Source organism: Pseudomonas sp. 10S4, assembly GCF_034344865.1.
Classification (GTDB): domain Bacteria; phylum Pseudomonadota; class Gammaproteobacteria; order Pseudomonadales; family Pseudomonadaceae; genus Aquipseudomonas.
Map to the genome: position 1 here is coordinate 1,427,020 of NZ_CP133774.1, position 17,966 is coordinate 1,444,985.

12 protein-coding genes and 3 pseudogenes are annotated in these 17,966 nt (G+C 60.9%); 6 read left to right on the forward strand and 9 right to left on the reverse strand.

All coding sequences use genetic code 11. From position 1 onward, the window contains the following. Nucleotides 1–34 precede the first annotated feature (34 nt). The 5 genes and pseudogenes from RHM58_RS06720 to RHM58_RS06740 all read left to right on the forward strand — a co-directional run bounded on the left by RHM58_RS06720 (nucleotide 35) and on the right by RHM58_RS06740 (nucleotide 4,575). A pseudogene (locus RHM58_RS06720) lies at nucleotides 35–1,821 on the forward strand (GspE/PulE family protein). 109 nt (nucleotides 1,822–1,930) lie between these two features. After that, on the forward strand, nucleotides 1,931–2,851 hold the full coding sequence (locus RHM58_RS06725) for an SPFH domain-containing protein (protein WP_201256269.1): 921 nt from the start codon (nucleotides 1,931–1,933) through the stop codon (nucleotides 2,849–2,851). 8 nt (nucleotides 2,852–2,859) lie between these two features. After that, nucleotides 2,860–3,309 carry an NfeD family protein gene (locus tag RHM58_RS06730; RefSeq protein WP_322269919.1) on the forward strand — a complete coding sequence of 150 codons (450 nt, stop codon included), beginning with the start codon at nucleotides 2,860–2,862 and terminating at the stop codon, nucleotides 3,307–3,309. Between the two features lie 65 nt (nucleotides 3,310–3,374). Next, the gene (locus tag RHM58_RS06735) at nucleotides 3,375–3,695 is read left to right on the forward strand and encodes a DUF2388 domain-containing protein (RefSeq protein ID WP_201190679.1); all 321 of its coding nucleotides are present in this window, start codon (nucleotides 3,375–3,377) and stop codon (nucleotides 3,693–3,695) included. Between the two features lie 211 nt (nucleotides 3,696–3,906). Further along, on the forward strand, nucleotides 3,907–4,575 hold the full coding sequence (locus RHM58_RS06740) for an outer membrane protein (RefSeq protein ID WP_322269920.1): 669 nt from the start codon (nucleotides 3,907–3,909) through the stop codon (nucleotides 4,573–4,575). A gap of 138 nt (nucleotides 4,576–4,713) precedes the next feature. On the opposite strand, the pseudogene gcvP reads toward RHM58_RS06740, so the two are convergent. Beyond that, nucleotides 4,714–7,590 (reverse strand): annotated as a pseudogene (gene gcvP, locus RHM58_RS06745) (aminomethyl-transferring glycine dehydrogenase). Nucleotides 7,591–7,745: 155 nt separating this feature from the next. Between gcvP and RHM58_RS06750 the strand changes: the two are divergent. Then, on the forward strand, nucleotides 7,746–8,885 hold the full coding sequence (locus tag RHM58_RS06750) for a DegT/DnrJ/EryC1/StrS family aminotransferase (protein WP_322269921.1): 1,140 nt from the start codon (nucleotides 7,746–7,748) through the stop codon (nucleotides 8,883–8,885). 64 nt (nucleotides 8,886–8,949) lie between these two features. Here RHM58_RS06750 and gcvH read toward each other — a convergent pair whose 3' ends face one another. From gcvH to pepP, 8 genes and pseudogenes are all read right to left on the reverse strand, one after another. Beyond that, nucleotides 8,950–9,333, reverse strand: coding sequence for a glycine cleavage system protein GcvH (gcvH, locus tag RHM58_RS06755; RefSeq protein WP_201198737.1), 384 nt, complete (start codon nucleotides 9,331–9,333; stop codon nucleotides 8,950–8,952). Nucleotides 9,334–9,383: 50 nt separating this feature from the next. Continuing rightward, nucleotides 9,384–10,466 (reverse strand): glycine cleavage system aminomethyltransferase GcvT, encoded by a 1,083-nt coding sequence (gene gcvT, locus RHM58_RS06760; RefSeq protein ID WP_201198739.1) that lies wholly within the window; start codon nucleotides 10,464–10,466, stop codon nucleotides 9,384–9,386. Nucleotides 10,467–10,621: 155 nt separating this feature from the next. Further along, a pseudogene (locus RHM58_RS06765) lies at nucleotides 10,622–12,237 on the reverse strand (ABC transporter permease). 231 nt (nucleotides 12,238–12,468) lie between these two features. Further along, complete coding sequence (locus RHM58_RS06770; RefSeq protein WP_322269922.1) at nucleotides 12,469–13,473, reverse strand: extracellular solute-binding protein; 1,005 nt, start codon at nucleotides 13,471–13,473, stop codon at nucleotides 12,469–12,471. A 251-nt stretch (nucleotides 13,474–13,724) separates the two neighbouring features. Beyond that, nucleotides 13,725–14,942 carry a 2-octaprenyl-3-methyl-6-methoxy-1,4-benzoquinol hydroxylase gene (locus RHM58_RS06775; protein WP_322270818.1) on the reverse strand — a complete coding sequence of 406 codons (1,218 nt, stop codon included), beginning with the start codon at nucleotides 14,940–14,942 and terminating at the stop codon, nucleotides 13,725–13,727. Nucleotides 14,943–14,951: 9 nt separating this feature from the next. Then, nucleotides 14,952–15,437: a DUF4442 domain-containing protein gene (locus tag RHM58_RS06780; protein WP_201198747.1), complete on the reverse strand. Its 486-nt coding sequence runs from the start codon at nucleotides 15,435–15,437 to the stop codon at nucleotides 14,952–14,954. Further along, a complete protein-coding gene (gene ubiH / locus RHM58_RS06785) occupies nucleotides 15,430–16,617 on the reverse strand; it encodes a 2-octaprenyl-6-methoxyphenyl hydroxylase (RefSeq protein ID WP_201198749.1) in 1,188 nt (395 codons plus the stop codon). The genes RHM58_RS06780 and ubiH overlap by 8 nt, the downstream gene beginning before the upstream one ends. Beyond that, nucleotides 16,614–17,948, reverse strand: a complete 1,335-nt coding sequence (gene pepP, locus RHM58_RS06790; RefSeq protein ID WP_201198751.1) for a Xaa-Pro aminopeptidase — start codon at nucleotides 17,946–17,948, stop codon at nucleotides 16,614–16,616. The genes ubiH and pepP overlap by 4 nt, the downstream gene beginning before the upstream one ends. Nucleotides 17,949–17,966 lie beyond the last annotated feature (18 nt).

The following is a 17,966-nucleotide window of genomic DNA, read 5'->3' on the forward strand; positions in this document are numbered from 1 at the left end:
TCGCTGTTTGCAGGATTGTTCATAAGGAACCCGCATGTCCGTTCAACTTGCCACTCAGGACCGCTGGCTGGATCTCAATGATTTGCTGCGAGAACTGGTCGCCCAGGGCTTTATCAATCAGGACTCGGCCGAACTCGCGCTCAACGCCCGCCGCCGGCATGCCGCCAATGGCCAACTGCACCCGCTGGAATTTATTGCCAGCCAACACCTGGACGACCTCAGCCGTCCGGGCAAACATCTCGACCTTGAAAGCCTGACCCTGTGGTTATCCCAACAGGCCGGTCAGCCTTATCTGCGCATCGACCCACTGAAAATCAACGTCGCGGCCATCACGCCGCTGATGTCCTACGCCTTCGCCCAGCGGCACAAGATTCTCGCCGTTTCCATCGACCGCGACGCCGTGACAATCGCCAGCGCGCAACCCTACGTCACTGGCTGGGAAGCCGACCTGACCCACGTGCTGAAGCTGCCGATCAAGCGTGTGGTGGCCAACCCGGTGGATATCCAGCGCTTCAGTGTGGAGTTTTTCCGCCTGGCCAAATCGGTGACCGGCGCCACCAACGCTGATCAGCAGACCAGCACCCTGGGCAACTTCGAACAACTGCTCAACCTCGGCGCCAGCGATCAGGAGCCGGACGCCAATGACGCGCACATCGTCAACATCGTCGACTGGCTGTTCCAGTACGCGTTCCAGCAGCGGGCCAGTGATATCCATATCGAACCCCGGCGCGAGCAAGGCACGGTGCGGTTTCGCATCGATGGCGTGCTGCACAACGTCTATCAATTCCCGCCCCAGGTAACCATGGCCATCGTCAGCCGCCTGAAAAGCCTGGGCCGGATGAACGTCGCCGAAAAACGTAAACCCCAGGACGGCCGGGTCAAGACCAAGACCCCGGACGGCGGTGAAGTCGAACTGCGGCTGTCGACCTTGCCCACCGCGTTCGGCGAAAAAATGGTCATGCGGATCTTCGACCCGGAAGTGCTGCTCAAGGATTTTGATCAGTTGGGTTTCTCCGCCGATGACCTGCGGCGCTGGCAGGACATGACCCGCCAGCCCAACGGCATCATTCTGGTGACCGGGCCGACCGGTTCGGGCAAGACCACCACCCTCTATACCACCCTGAAGAAACTGGCGACTCCGGAGGTCAACCTCTGCACCATCGAAGACCCGATCGAAATGGTCGAGCCAGCCTTCAACCAGATGCAGGTCCAGCACAACATCGACCTGACCTTCGCCGCCGGGGTGCGTGCGCTGATGCGGCAAGACCCGGACATCATCATGATCGGCGAGATCCGCGACCACGAGACCGCGCGAGATCGCCATCGAGGCGTCGCTCACCGGCCACCTCGTGCTCTCGACCCTGCACACCAACGACGCCCCGAGCGCGATCAGCGCGCCTGCTGGAACTCGGCGTGCCGCATTACCTGATCAAAGCCACGGTGCTCGGGGTCATGGCCCAGCGCCTGGTCCGTACCTTGTGTCCCCACTGCAAGGCACCGCTGACCCTTGAGGAAGAGGATTGGCAAACCCTGACCCGCCCCTGGCAAGCACCGCTGCCGACCAATGCCCATCGCGCCATCGGTTGCCTGGAATGCCGCGACACCGGCTATCGCGGGCGCGCCGGGGTCTACGAAATCATGCAACTGACCGACAGCATCAAAGCGCTGATCACCCCCGATACCGACTTGCTGGCGATTCGGCGTCAGGCGTTCAAGGAAGGCATGCGCAGCTTGCGATTGTCGGGGGCGCAGAAGGTGGCGGCAGGCTTGACGACCATCGAGGAAGTGTTGCGGGTGACGCCGCAGAGCGAGCAGAAATGAAACCTTTTATGTCTCCTGATGATGCAAGGGGTGACTAACCGGTATTGCTACCCGACCCGCGCCGCTACACTCCAGCCATTGCAATGTCATTGATCAACAGGGAATCGTTATGCAGATCGGTAGTGTGCTTTTACTGTTTGTCGGCCTGGTCGTCGCCATTCTGTTCATGGGTTTCAAGGTCGTGCCGCAGGGCTATCAGTGGACGGTCGAGCGCTTCGGTCGTTACACCAACACCCTCAAGCCTGGCCTGAACATCATCATTCCCATCGTGGACCGCATCGGCCGCAAGATGAATGTCATGGAAAGTGTGCTGGATATTCCGCCTCAGGAAGTCATCACCTCCGATAACGCCACGGTGCAGATCGACGCCGTGTGCTTCTTCCAGGTGGTCAACACTGCGCAGGCCGCCTATGAGGTGAACAACCTCGAACACGCCATTCGCAACCTGCTGCAAACCAATATCCGTACCGTGCTCGGTTCCATGGAGCTGGATGCGATGCTCAGCCAGCGCGACGGTATCAACGAAAAATTGCTACGCACGGTCGATGAAGCCACGGCGCCGTGGGGCATCAAGATCACCCGGATCGAAATCAAGGACATCAGCCCGCCAGCGGACCTGATGGCTGCCATGTCTGGCCAGATGAAAGCCGAGCGGATCAAGCGCGCACAAATCCTCGAAGCCGAAGGCCTGCGAGCTGCTGCGATCCTGACTGCCGAAGGCAAGAAACAGGCGCAGATTCTCGAAGCTGAAGGCGGTCGTCAGGCGGCTTTCCTCGAGTCCGAAGCCCGGGAACGTCAGGCCGAGGCCGAAGCCCAGGCCACCAAAGTGGTGTCTGAAGCCATCGCTAACGGCAACGTGCAGGCGGTGAACTACTTTGTCGCACAGAAGTACATCGATGCCCTGGGCAAACTGGCCTCAGCCAATAACAGCAAAGTGATTCTGATGCCGCTTGAGGCCAGCTCGATGATCGGCGCAGTCGGCGGCATCGGCGAAATCGTCAAGGCAACGTTCGACAACAAGAAAGCCTGAGGCTCGCCATGTGGGCATTCCTGCAACATTTGTCGTTCTGGGACTGGCTGGCACTGGGCACGGTGCTGCTGATTCTTGAAGTGTTCGGCGCCGGCGGTTATCTGCTGTGGATCGGCATGGCGGCGGCAGCGGTTGGCGTGCTGACCTTTGTACTGCCAAGCCTGTCCTGGGAAATGCAGTTTCTGTTGTTCGGCCTGCTCTCGATTGCCACTGCCCTGTACTGGTGGCGACGCCAGCGCAGTGCCGTGAGAGAGAGCGACCAGCCAAATCTCAATCTGCGGGGCCAGGAACTGATCGGCAAAACCTTCGTGGTGTTTGAAGCGATTGTCGACGGCCACGGCAAAATCAAAGTGGCCGATGGCGTGTGGATCGCTCGCGGGCCAGATGCCGCGCTGGGTAGCCGGGTTCGGGTGGTCAGCCAGCAAGGGGCGATTCTGCTGGTGGAACCGGCTGACTGAGTGGTCATGGAACTCGATTGGGTAAATGGCGATCCAACCCCGTAGTTAATTCAGTGGAGTCACCCATCATGCGTCTCAAACTTGCTGTCGCTACCCTTGCCATGCTGTCCCTACCCGTTGGTTCAGCGATGGCCGACAGCTTTTGGCGTAACGTCATCTCGTCCGGTGCGACCACCGGTTCGACCTACCTGACCTTCAAGGATCACAAGCTGATCGTCGCGGCCCAGGACGATGCCGGCAGTTTCGTCGCCAGTGACGGCGGCATCCGCGGCCCTTACCTGGAAGCCGCCATGCAGAAAGTCCGCGCCGACAACCCGGGCCTCAAAGCCACGGACATGGAACTGGCGAATGCGATCCTGGCGAAGAACGCCGTCGCCTCGGACTAAGCGTTTACAGATGTAAAAATGCCGCTCACATGAGCGGCATTTTTTATGGGCCAGAAAAACTGCACGCCGCTTTCCTACAGAGGTGACGGTCAAAACCCTGACACCCAGACGACAATTCGCCAGCTTACTGAGGAAGGCTCTGATATTAGCGTCCGGCGTGTGAACCCAGACTTTGTCGATTCGGATTATCCACACAAGTGAATCGATACCCATGAACAAATCAAGCCTGTCGTTACTGCTGCTAGCCGCCGCCTTCAGCAATCTGTCTCATGCCGAAGGCCTATACGGCTCGGTGAAAATCCAGAGTGCCCAACAAGACCTTTCAAGCGCGCTGCTCACCAGCCCCAGGGTCAGCCATCGCGTGGTCAGCCCGGACAGCAGTAAAAACGTCGGCGGCGCACTCGCGGTGGGTTATGCATTCAAAGGTGACTGGCGTCTGGAAGGCGAATACACCCTCAAAAACGATTCGGAGTTCAAGAGTCATTGGGCGCCGTTCAATGCCAACGTCAACAACATGCAAGTCTCGTCCAGCCGCTTGATGCTCAACGGCTACAAGGACTTCCCGCTGAACGACTACCTGTCGCTGTACGCCATGGCCGGGGTGGGTATGGCCCACATCAGCTCCGAGGGTTATCAATCCAACACCTCGCGGCGATTCGCCAATAACAGCCAGAACAATTTCGCCTATGCCGTGGGCGTCGGGGCCGACTTCAAGCTCACCCAGCAAATCACCCTCGGCACTGGTTACCGCTATGTCGATATGGGTGACATCGAAACCGGCTACAACACCTTCGCCAACCGCATCAATGCCCGGGATGAACAGCTCAAAGGCAAGCTGCGGGAGCAGAACCTATACGTCGAGGCGCGGATGTCGTTCTGAGTTTTTGGATCAGAACGCAATCCATTGTGGGAGCGGGCTTGCTCGCGAAGGGGCCGTATCAGTCAACATTGGTGTCGGATGACACACCGCTTTCGCGAGCAAGCCCGCTCCCACATTGGATAGGTGTAAACCGGTAGATCAGCGGTAATCATCCACCGGCACGCACGCGCAAAACAGATTCCGGTCGCCATAAACGTTATCGACACGGTTCACCGCTGGCCAATACTTGTGCGCCTTGGTGTGCGCATCCGGCGTCACCGCTTGTTCGATGGTGTAAGGCCGCTCCCAGACCCCGGTGATATCAGCCAGGGTGTGCGGTGAGCGTTTCAACGGATTGTCCTCAGCGTCCCAATGACCGTTTTGCACTTCGGTGATTTCTGCGCGAATGCTCAGCATCGCCGCGATAAAGCGGTCCAGTTCAGCCTTCGATTCGCTCTCGGTCGGTTCGACCATCAACGTCCCCGGCACCGGAAAGGACATGGTCGGCGCGTGGAAGCCGTAGTCGATCGAGGCGCTTGGCGACGTCCTCCTCGCTAATCCCGGTCAGCGCCTTGAGCGGTCGCAGATCCAGAATGCATTCATGGGCCACCCGCTCGTTGCGCCCGGTGTAGAGCACCGGGAAAGCGCCGGACAAATGCTGCGCCAAGTAATTTGCGGCCAGAATCGCCACCTCGCTGGCATCCGCCAATTGCGGCCCCATCATGGCGATGTACATCCAACTGATCGGCAAAATACTCGCGCTGCCCCAAGGCGCGGCGCTGACTGCGCCGTTCTGCGGCTGCGGACCGTCGATCGGCACCACCGGGTGATTGGCCACAAACGGCGCCAGATGCGCGCGCACACCAATCGGCCCCATGCCCGGCCCGCCGCCACCGTGGGGAATGCAGAAGGTTTTGTGCAGGTTCATGTGGGACACATCGGCGCCAATATCAGCCGGTCGCGCCAGGCCGACCTGGGCATTAAGGTTGGCACCGTCCATGTAAACCTGGCCGCCATGGCTGTGGATAACTTCACAGATCTCGCTGATGCCTTCCTCATAGACGCCGTGGGTCGAAGGATAAGTCGCCATCAGACAGGCGAGTTTGTCCCCCGCTGCTGACGCTTTGCCCTTCAGGTCGTCCAAATCGACGTTGCCCGCCTCGTCACACTCAACGATCACCACCCGCATCCCGGCCATTTGCGCCGAGGCCGGGTTGGTGCCGTGGGCCGAGGACGGGATCAAACAGATATCCCGGGCGCCTTGATGCCGACTCTCGTGATATTTGCGAATCGCCAGCAACCCCGCGTACTCACCCTGGGCGCCGGAGTTGGGCTGCATGCAGATCGCATCAAAACCGGTGATCGCGCAAAGCCAGCGCTCCAGCTCCTCGATCAACAGCGCATAACCCGCCGCCTGCTCCTTGGGCACAAACGGGTGCAGGTTGGCGAATTGCGGCCAGGTGATGGGGATCATCTCGCTGGTGGCATTGAGCTTCATGGTGCAGGAGCCGAGTGGGATCATGCCGCGGTTCGAGCGCCAGGTCCTTGTTCTCCAACTGCTTGAGGTAGCGCAGCATCTCGGTTTCGCTGTGATGGGCGCTGAACACCGGGTGACGCAGATAAGGCGTGGTGCGCAACAATCCGTCAGGAATGCCGCAGACCAGGGTTTCAGCGTCGAGTTCGTCGACGTTAAGCCCATGATCGGCACCGAGGAATACATCGAACAGCTTCGCGACAGTGGACTCATCGCACGTTTCATCAAGACTCAGGCCCAGTTGCCCGCGTCCGAGAATACGCAAATTGATCTGCGCCGCTTGGGCGCTTTCGATGATCGCGGTTTGCGTTCCGCCGACCTCCAGGGTCAGGGTGTCGAAAAACTGTTTGTTGAGGCGGGTAACGCCATGACGCTCAAGGCCGGCGGCGAGGATACAAGTCAGCCGATGCACGCGTTGAGCAATCCGTTTCAGCCCTTCCGGGCCATGGTAGACCGCGTACATGCCCGCGATGACTGGCGAGGAGCACCTGGGCGGTGCAGATGTTCGAGGTTGCCTTGTCCCGGCGGATGTGCTGCTCGCGGGTTTGCAGGGCCATGCGCAGGGCGACGTTGCCACGGGCATCTTTCGACACGCCGATGATCCGCCCTGGAATCGCCCGTTTGTACTCATCACGGCTGGCAAAAAACGCTGCATGCGGACCGCCGTAGCCCATCGGTACGCCGAACCGCTGGGACGAACCAAATACCACATCGGCGCCCAGCTCTCCCGGCGGGGTCAGCATTAACAAACTCAGGAGGTCAGTCGCCACACAGGCCAGCGCCTGCTGGGCATGCAAGTGATCGATCAGTGGCCGCAGATCACGAATCTCGCCGTGAGTGTCGGGATACTGCAGCAACGCACCAAAAACCTGGTGCTGCTTCAGGTTATCCACAGCGTCGATGATCAACTCGAAACCGAAACCTTCGGCCCGGGTCCGGACCACGGAAATGGTCTGCGGATGGCAGTTCTCGTCGACGAAAAACAGATTGCTCTTGGACTTGGCGACCCGCTTGGCCAACGCCATGGCTTCAGCGGCAGCCGTGGCTTCATCCAGCAACGAGGCGTTAGCCAGCTCCAGGCCCGTAAGGTCGATGGTCAATTGCTGGAAGTTGAGCAGCGCTTCGAGCCGCCCCTGGGCAATCTCGGGCTGATAAGGCGTGTAAGCGGTGTACCAACCGGGATTTTCCAGCACGTTACGCAGGATGACGGTCGGCGTAAGGGTGCCGTGGTAACCCATGCCGATCAGGCTGGTCCAGACCTGGTTCTGTTCGGCATAACCGCGCAGCTTGGCCACCGCCGCTTCTTCGTCGAGGGCTGGCGGCAAGTCCAGTTCACGGTTGAGGCGAATGCCTGGCGGCACGGTTTGTTCGATCAGTTCGACCCGGCTGCCGAGGCCGAGGCTGTCGAGCATCGCCTGCTGTTCGGCGGCATCGGGGCCCAAGTGGCGACGCAGGAAAGTATTGGGGTCGCGTAACTGGCTCAAGGACGGAAATTGGGACATGACGGGCTCTCTCTTGACTGGCGCTCAGCGTCGATGCAACACGGTCAAACCAGCATAGCAGTCGATACCCGAGCAGATGGCGTGGCGCCTTCGCTCAAACCGGATCATCATGTGCGGCGCATGCCTAATGTCCGCCAATCAGGTGTCTACTGTTTATGAGCCAACTGCCATTTTTGCCGTTTTCCAAACCCACCATCGACGAAGCCACGATTGTGGCGGTCGGTGATGTATTGCGTTCGGGCTGGATCACCAGCGGCCCCAAGGTCCAGGCCTTTGAAGCGCAACTGTCGGAGTTCTTTGGCGGGCGCCCGGTGCGCACGTTCAACTCCGGTACCTGCACCATGGAAATCGCTTTGCGCATCGCCGGCATCGGGCCAGGCGATGAAGTGATCACCACGCCGATTTCCTGGGTCGCCACCGCCAACGTGATTCTGGAAGTGGGCGCCACGCCGGTGTTTGCCGACATCGACCCGATCACCCGCAATATCGATCTGGATCAGTTGGAAGCCGCGATCACCCCGCGCACCAAAGCCATCATTCCGGTGTACCTCGCCGGTTTGCCGGTAGACATGAGCCGGCTGTATGCGATTGCCAAAAAGCATGGCCTGCGGATAGTCGAAGACGCCGCTCAAGCCCTGGGTTCGAGCTGGAATGGCCAACGCATCGGCGCGACAGGCGACTTCGTGTCGTTCAGTTTCCAGGCGAACAAGAACGTCACCTCGTCGGAGGGCGGTTGCCTGGTACTGAACACGCCTGAGGAAGTGCGACTGGCGGAGAAGTACCGTTTGCAGGGCGTCACCCGCACGGGTTTTGATGGTCTGGACGTGGATGTGCTGGGCGGCAAGTTCAACATGACCGATGTTGCGGCGGCCATTGGCCTGGGGCAATTTGCTCACATCGAGGCGATCACTGCTCATCGTCGTGAGCTGGCCAAGCATTATTTCGCCTGTTTCGGCGCGGATTTCGAAGCGCAGTACGGGGCGCAACTGCCGCCGGCGGATTTCGAGAACAGCAACTGGCATTTGTTCCAACTGGTGCTGCCTGAGCGCAAGGACGGCCAACCGGCACGGGCCACGTTCATGGAGCAGATGCAGGCACTGGGCGTCGGCATCGGTTATCACTACCCGCCGATTCACTTGCTGAGTCTTTACCGCGAGCGCGGTTTCAAGGAAGGGATGTTCCCGGTGGCAGAACGCGTCGGCCGTTTGATCGTTTCGCTGCCGATGTTTACGGCGATGAGCAAAGCGGATGTCGAGCAGTCCGTGGCAGCGGTAAAAGCTGTATTGAAGCCGTAAACCAACCTGTGTAGGAGCTGCCGAAGGCGGCCGAGCCTTCGGTAGCTCCTACATTGGGCGAGGATTACTCGCCGATGGCGGCTTTGTAGCCAGCTGCATCAAGCAGCTTTTCCAGGTCAGCCGTGTTGCTTGGCTTGAGTTTGAAGATCCAGGCGTTGTACGGCTCGGAGTTGAGCAATTCCGGGTTGGCGCTCAGCTCTTCGTTGACCGCAATCACTTCACCGGCAATCGGGGAGTAGATGTCGGAAGCCGCTTTAACCGACTCCACCACACCTGCCTGATCTTCGGCAGCAAACACATTGCCGACTTCAGTCAACTCAACGAACACCACGTCGCCCAAGGCTTCCTGTGCGTGATCGCTGATGCCCACGGTGACGGTGCCATCGGCTTCCAGACGGGCCCATTCGTGACTTTCGGCGAAACGCAGGTCGGCAGGGATATCGCTCATGTTCTGTGTCCTCAAGAAGAATGTCAGCGGTCGTTGCCCGCCGGAAAAGTTTAAATCAAGGTTTTGCCGTGGCGTACGAAGGTCGGTTTGACCACTCGGACCGGGTACCACTTGCCACGGATTTCCACTTCTGCGCGGTCGGCTGTCGCCATCGGCACGCGCGCCAGTGCAATCGACTTGCTTAGCGTAGGAGAGAAACTACCACTGGTGATCTCCCCTTCGCCAACATTGGCGATACGGACGACTTGATGAGCGCGTAAAACCCCACGCTCCTCAAGCACCAGACCGACCAGTTTGTGCTGTACGCCGTTGGCCCTTTCGGCTTCCAGGGCCGCACGACCAATGAACTGGCGAGTGGCCGGCTCCCAGGCAATGCTCCCGGCCATATTAGAGGCCAGCGGTGAGACGTCTTGATGAATGTCCTGACCGTAGAGGTTCATCCCGGCCTCGACACGCAAGGTGTCCCGGGCGCCAAGACCGATAGGAGAGATGCCGGCGCCGACCAGGTCATTGAAGAAACCTGGCGCCTGATCCGCTGGCAGAACGATTTCCAGCCCGTCTTCGCCGGTGTAACCGGTGCGCGCGATAAACCAGTCGCCATCAGGCTGACCTTCGAAGGGTTTGAGGATCTGGATCAGGTTTCCGCGGGACTGGGTGACCAGTTCGGCAATCTTGTGCCGGGCCTGCGGACCTTGAATAGCCAGCATCGCCATCTCGGAACGCTCATGGATCTGGACTTTGAAGCCGCCGAGATGCGCCTGCATCCAGGCCAGGTCCTGATCGCGGGTGGAGGCGTTGACCACCAGCCGATAGCCGTCGTCGAGACGGTAGACGAGCATGTCGTCGACGATACCGCCGTGCTCGTTGAGCATGGTGCTGTACAGGGCACGGCCGGAGCTGTGCAGGCGTCCGACGTCATTGGCCAGCAAATGCTGGAGCCAGGCCTTGGCCTGGGGGCCGTCGACATCGATCACGGTCATGTGGGATACATCGAAAACCCCGCAATCGCGGCGCACCTGGTGGTGTTCCTCGACCTGCGAGCCGTAATGCAGTGGCATATCCCAACCGCCAAAATCGACCATCTTCGCGCCGAGGGCGAGATGAAGGTCATACAGAGGCGTACGCTGTCCCATGGGTTTCTCCTTCCGGGCGTGGCGAAGGTGCGGACAAGCACTGCACGGGTGAAAGCCTTGAAATAGAAGGCCTACAGCCGATTTCAGCTACCTGATCTGTCAGACGGACCGCACCGAATGCCGCGCATTGTAGCCGCAAGGTGTAGGACTGGCACCTAGGCGTTTCGATGCGCCGAACGTCGAATCAATCCGATAACCGGTAACAGCCCGACCAAAACCAGGGTCAGCGCCGGCAACGACGCCCTCGCCCACTCTCCTTCGCTGGTCATTTCGAAGATCCGCACCGCCAGCGTGTCCCAGCCAAACGGGCGCATCAGCAGGGTGGCGGGCATTTCCTTAAGCACATCGACGAACACCAGCAACGCGGCGCTCAAGGTACCGGGCAGTAAAAGCGGCAGATACACTTTGAAAAACAGTCGTGGCCCACTCACTCCAAGACTACGTGCCGCTTCGGGCAAAGAAGGCCGTATTCGCGCCAGACTGCTTTCCAATGGGCCGTAAGCCACTGCGATGAAACGCACCAGATAGGCCAGCAACAACGCCGACAGGCTGCCCAGCAGTAACGGCTTGCCCGCGCCGCCAAACCAGCCCGACAGCGGAATCACCAGTTCGCGATCCAGATAACTGAACGCCAGCATGATCGACACCGCCAGCACCGAACCAGGCAAGGCGTAGCCAAGGTTGGCCAGGCTGACGCCGGAACGGATCGCCCGGGTCGGCGCCAGTCGTCGGGCAAACGCCAGCAGCAGCGCAACACTGACGGTGATCAACGCAGCCATGCCGCCCAGGTACAGGGTGTGGACGATCAGCCCGGCGTAACGCTCATCCAGGTCGAAGCGCCCGCGCTGCCAGAACCACACCATCAGTTGCAGCATCGGAATGACAAAGGCGCAGGCGAACACCAGCCCGCACCAACTCATCGCCGCCAACGCCTTGATGCCATGCAGGTGATACAACGCCTTGACCCGTGGCCGCTCGTTGCTCGCCCGATTCGCCCCCGGGCACGGCGCTCGCCGTACAGCACGACCATCACCACCAGCAGCAACAGGCTGGCCAGTTGCGCGGCGGTCGACAGGCTGAAAAAGCCGTACCAGGTCTTGTAGATGGCGGTGGTGAACGTGTCGAAGTTGAACACCGACACTGCGCCGAAATCCGCCAGGGTTTCCATCAGCGCCAACGCCACGCCAGCGCCGATGGCCGGGCGCGCCATCGGCAATGCCACCCGCCAGAACGCTTGCCATGGCGATTGCCCGAGAACCCGAGCGGCCTCCATCAGGCCTTTGCCCTGGGCCAGAAACGCGGTGCGCGCCAAGAGGTAAACGTAGGGGTAGAACACCAGCACCAGAACGAGGATGACACCGCCGGTGGAACGCACTCGCGGCAATCGTAGCCCCGCGCCAAACCACTCCCGTAGCAAGGTTTGCACGGGACCGGCGAAGTCCAACAGGCCGACAAAGACGAACGCCAACACATAGGCAGGTATCGCAAAGGGCAGCATCAATGCCCAGTCCAGCCAGCGCCGGCCGGGGAATTCGCAGAGGCTGGTGAGCCAGGCCAGGCTCACACCCAACAGCGTCACCCCGATACCGACGCCGAGCACCAGCGTCAGGGTATTGCCCAGCAGGCGTGGCATCTGGGTGTCCCAGAGGTGGGACCAGATCTGTTGATCGATGGTTTGCCAGGAGAAAAGCAGAACGCTCAGGGGCAGCAGGACCAACGCAGCGATGACGAAGACCAGGGGATACCAGCGGCGTTGGGCGGGGTGGGCCAAGGGGATTCTCTAGAAAATTTTGAGCTAACGCAGGTCTGCGACCAGCTCCATTTTGTGGCGAGGGAGCTTGCTCCCGCTCGGCTGCGCAGCAGTCGTAAAGCAGCGGATGCGATTTAACTGACGCACCGCGCCGCCTGGTTTTGGGGCCGCTTCGCAGGCCAGCGGGAGCAAGCTCCCTCGCCACAGGTAGGCCCCCTCACCACGAACAAACGCCAACACAAAGGAGTGGCGTCAGTTCCAACCGGCCCGATCCATCATGCGAATCGCTTCAGCCTGGCGCTTGCCGGCAATTTCCACCGGCAACGTATCAGCGACAAACTTGCCCCAACTCGCCACTTCAGCAGATGGCTGAACCGCAGGGTTGGCCGGGAATTCCTGGTTTACGTCAGCGAAAATCTTTTGCGCTTGCGGCGTGGTCATCCACTCCACCAAGGCCTTGGCTGCTTCCGGGTGCGGTGCATGCTTGGTCAGGCCAATGCCCGACAGGTTGACGTGCACGCCACGGTCGCCCTGATTCGGCCAGAACAGCTTCACCGCCAAATCAGGCTTCTGCTTGTGGAGGCGGCCGTAGTAGTAGGTGTTGACGATGCCAACGTCGCATTGGCCGGCGTTGATCGCGTCCAGTACCGCGATGTCATCGGAGAACACGTCGGTGGACAGGTTGCTCACCCAGCCCTTGAGGATCTGCTCGGTTTTCTCGGCGCCATGGACTTCAATCATGGTGGCGGTCAGCGACTGGTTGTAGACCTTCTTCGCCGTGCGCAGGCACAGGCGACCTTCCCACTGCTTGTCCGCCAGCGCTTCGTAAGTCGTCAGCTCGCCCGGCTTCACTCGGGCCGTGGAATAAGCAATCGTCCGCGCCCGCAGGCTCAGGCCGGTCCAGGCGTGGGAGGACGCGCGGTACTGCAGCGGGATATTGGCGTCGATGGTTTTGGAGGTGAACGGCTGGAGGATGCCCATCTGCTCGGCCTGCCAGAGGTTGCCGGCGTCGACGGTGAGCAGCAGGTCGGCGGTGGCGTTTTCGCCCTCGGCCTTGATGCGCTGCATCAACGGCGCTTCCTTGTCGGTGATGAACTTCACCTGCACACCGGTTTTCGCGGTGTAGGCATCGAAGACTGGCTTGATCAACTCGTCGATACGCGAGGAGTAAACCACCACCTCGTCGGCGGCCTGGGCGGCGGTGCTGCCGATCAGGGTCAGGGCCAGTGCGGTCAGTAGACGCTTCGGTGCCAACATGGGAGCGGTCTCTCGATTGAAAAAATGAGGCCAAATGATAAGGACTCACATTTACCTTCTCAATCGAACAGTTCGCGGGTGAGTTACCAGATGTTGCACAGGGCGCCGACACAACCCCTGTGGCGAGGGGCTTGCCCCCGTTGGACTGCGAAGCAGTCCCTGCATATCTTCAGACAAAACCTGCAATCCAACCTGCGACCGCTTCGCGCTCGAACGGGGGCAAGCCCCCTCGCCACAGGGCCATGCCCACTTCAAGCCTTGGCGAGTGCCGGCAAATCCCCGGTCAGCCCCAGCGCTTCACGCACAAACAACGCCTTGGCCTCGGGCATTTTCTCGACCAGCTTCAATCCGGCGTTACGCAACCAGCGCACTGGCAGCGGATCGGCCTGGAACAACCGTTCAAAGCCTTCCATCGCCGCCATCAACGCCAGGTTGTGGGGCATGCGCCGACGCTCGTAACGGCTGAGGACTTTCACATCCGCCAGGCGCTCGCCGCGTTCAGCCGCTTGCAGCAGCACTTCAGCCAGCACCGCCGCATCAAGGAAACCGAGGTTCACGCCCTGCCCGGCCAGCGGGTGAATGGTGTGCGCCGCGTCGCCGATCAGTGCCAAGCCTTCCGCGACATAGCGTTTGGCGTGGCGCTGACGCAGCGGCACGCACAGACGCGGATCGGCGCTGATTACCGTGCCCAAACGGCCCTCGAAGGCCCGTTCCAGTTCGCGGCAGAAGCCTTCGCCATCCAGCGCCATCAGGCGTTCGGCTTCGCTCGGCGTGGTCGACCAGACAATCGAGCACCAATCCTGCTGACCGTCACGTTCCAGCGGCAAGAAGGCCAGCGGACCGTTGTCGGTAAACCGCTGCCAAGCCGTCATTTTATGCGGTTTTGAGCTGCGCACGCTGGTGACGATGGCGTGGTGCAAGTAATCCCACTCGCGGGTGGCCACACCGGTCAGGCGTCGCACTGCTGAATTGGCGCCATCCGCCGCGATCACCAACGGCGCGCGCAAGGTGCGGCCATCAGCCAGGGTCAACAACCAGTCATCACCGGAGCGGCGCATCTGCTCAAGGCGCGCATTGGCCAGCATTCCGAGGTCGCAATCGTGCAAGCGGTCGAGCAAGGCGTCCTGAACCACCCGGTTCTCGACGATATGCCCCAGCACGTCGGCGTGCACACTGGCCGCCGAGAAGTGGATTTGTCCGGTGCCGCTGCCGTCCCAGACCTGCATGTCGGTGTACGGGCTGCTGCGTCGGCTGGCGATACCGTCCCAGACGCCGAGGCGTTCGAGGATGCGCTGACTGGCGGTCGACAAGGCGCTCACTCGCGGCTCGAACGGCGCGTCGCCGTCGAAAGGTTTGACGCTCATGGGGCTGCCGTCCAGCAGCAGGACTTCCAGCCCACTGTCTTGCAACGCCAGCGCCAGGGCGCTGCCGACCATTCCGGCCCCGACAATCAGCAGATCTGCGCGCATGTCCATGCTTTAAGCCTGTCTCGCTTGCGGCTTGAGCCGCACGTAAAGGGTTTTTTCGACCCGCGCCACCAAGGTGCCGGCGCCGTCGTGAATATCGACCTGCAACTGCGGCAGGTATTTCTCGCCATCGGCGGTCTGCCGGCGGATTTCGTCGAGCAAGGTTTCGTCGATGTTGAAGCGAGCGAACACCGGGCCTCTGCCCGGCGAAATGAAATCGATGTCGGCCGCCTTGTCCCAGACGATGTACCGATGCCCGAGGTTTTCCATCAGCATCAGCATGTAGAACGGGTCGACCATCGCATACAGGCTGCCACCGAACTGAGTGCCAACGTAGTTGCGGTTGTACCAGCCCAGCCCCATGGACACCTGAATGTCGCGGAAGTCATCGCTGATGTGCCGAACCCGCACCCCGGCCCCGAAGTACGGCGGGTAAAACGTCATGACCCAGCGCATCAACCGCGCCTTGCCGAATTTTGCGGTCAGCCACTTAAGCATCAGGACGCGTACCCAAACCCATGGCCTGGCGGGCGAACCAGCGCTTGGCCGGCGGCAACAGGTCAAGGCCGAGCAGGCCGATGTTGCGGCCCAGGGAGACCAGCGGCTGGGTGCTGCCGAACAACCGGGTGACCTGATCGGAGAAGCCGACGGTGAGGTTCTGATCCATACGCTGGCGTTCGCGATAGGCCTGCAGCGTCGCAAAGTCGCCAGGCGAAGTCTCGCTGGCCAGCAACGCGTCGGCCAGGGCCTGGGCATCGCGCAAGGACAGGTTGAAGCCTTGGCCGGCAATCGGGTGCAGGCTGTGGGCGGCGTTGCCGAGAATCGCCAGATGCGGACGCACCTGCTCTTCGGCCTCGATCAAGGTCAGCGGGTACAAATGCCGCGCGCCGACCTGCTTCAAGGTGCCGAGGCGATAACCGAACACGCCTTGCAACTCACTGAGGAAGCTCTTTTCATCAAGGGCCGCCAGCCGTTGCGCGTCCATGCCCAAACGGGTCCAGACCAAAGCGCAACGGTTGTCCGGCAGCGGCAATAACGCCATCGGGCCTTCGTCGGTGAAACGCTCGAACGCCATGCCGTTGTGGGATTCGCTCGGGGTGATGTTGGCGATCAGCGCGCTCTGGTTGTACGGACGCTTCTTGATGCCGATCCCCAGTTGCTCGCGCAGACCGGAACGGCCGCCATCAGCGAGCACCGCGAGGTCGCATTCCAGAGTGGTTTCGTCATTGAGGGTCAGGCGATAACCGTCGGTCAACGGTTCCATGCGGGTGACTTCCGCCGGGCAGCGCCAACTGACGACTTCTTTGTCCAGACCTTGCCACAAGCATTGGCCGAGCCAGGCGTTTTCCACCACATAACCCAGCGCCGGAACACCCTCTTCCATCGCCGACAGCCGTGCCGTGGAGAAACGTCCACGGTCAGACACATGAATCTGCTTGATCGGCTCGGCCCGGCGGGTGATTTCCTGCCACACGCCCAGCCGTTGATAAATCTGCCGAGCGCCATAGGACAGCGCCGAAGATCGGGCGTCGTAGCTCGGTTGGTAGGTGTCACCGGGGGCGAACGGTTCGATCAACACGATCTTCCAGCCACGGGCCTTGGCCCCGGCCTGCAACGCCAACGCCAGACTTGCGCCGACCAGGCCGCCGCCGATGATTGCCAGATTGACTCGACTCATGCCGCTTGTGTCCGTGCTTGTGCCATCAAGGCCTCGATGTCGGCGACCGTTTTCGGCACGCCTTTCGTCAGGATTTCACAACCGGTTTTGGTCACTACCACGTCGTCCTCGATGCGCACGCCAATGCCACGCCATTTCTTCGCCACGTTCTGGTTGTCCGGGGAGATGTAGATCCCCGGCTCAACGGTCAGCGCCATGCCGACTTCCAGCACACGCCATTCGCCGCCGACCTTGTACTCGCCGACGTCATGCACATCCATGCCCAGCCAGTGGCCGGCGCGGTGCATGTAAAACGCTTTATAGGCTTCGCTGGCGATCAGTTCGTCGACGTCCCCCTTCAACAGGCCCAACTTCACCAGACCGGCGGTAATCACCCGGACCGTGGCTTCGTGGGCCTGATTCCAGTGTTTGTTCGGGGCGATTTCGGCAAACGCGGCTTCCTGAGACGCCAACACCAATTCGTAGATCGCCTTCTGCTCCGCTGAATACTTGCCGCTGACCGGCCAGGTGCGGGTGATGTCGCTGGCGTAGCAGTCGATCTCGCATCCGGCATCGATCAACACCAGGTCGCCGTCCTTGAGGACCGCGTCATTCTGCTGGTAATGCAGGATGCAGCTGTTGCGCCCTGACGCGACGATCGAGCCATACGCCGGCATCTTCGCCCCGCCCTTGCGGAATTCGTAATCGAGCTCGGCTTCGAGGCTGAATTCATGCAGCCCGGCACGGCTGGCCTGCATGGCGCGGATATGCGCCTGGGCAGAAATCCGTGCGGCTTCGCGCATCACCTTCACTTCTGCCGCGGATTTATACAGGCGCATGTCGTGAAGCAGATGATCCAGGGCAACGAATTCGTTCGGCGGCTGGGCGCCGAGGTGCGCTTTAGAGCGGATCACGTTGATCCAGTCCATCAGGTGCCGATCAAATTCGGGGTTGCTGCCCATGGCCGAGTAGACCCGGTCGCGACCTTCGATCAGGCCCGGCAAGATGTCGTCGATGTCGGTGATCGGGAATGCATCGTCGGCGCCGAAGTCGCGGATCGCGCCTTCCTGGCCGGCGCGCAGGCCGTCCCACAATTCTCGTTCGGCGTTGCGCTCCCGGCAAAACAGCAGGTATTCGCCGTGCTCCCGGCCGGGCATCAGGACGATGACGGCTTGAGGCTCGGGGAAACCGCTGAGGTACTGGAAGTCGCTGTCCTGACGGTAGACGTGCTCGACGTCGCGGTTGCGAATGGCCACCGCGGCGGCGGGCAGAATCGCGATGCTGTTGGGTTCCATCTGCGCCATCAAGGCCTTGCGGCGACGGCTGTATTCCGATTTCGGGATATGGATCATGGGCAGATGGCTTTCCCT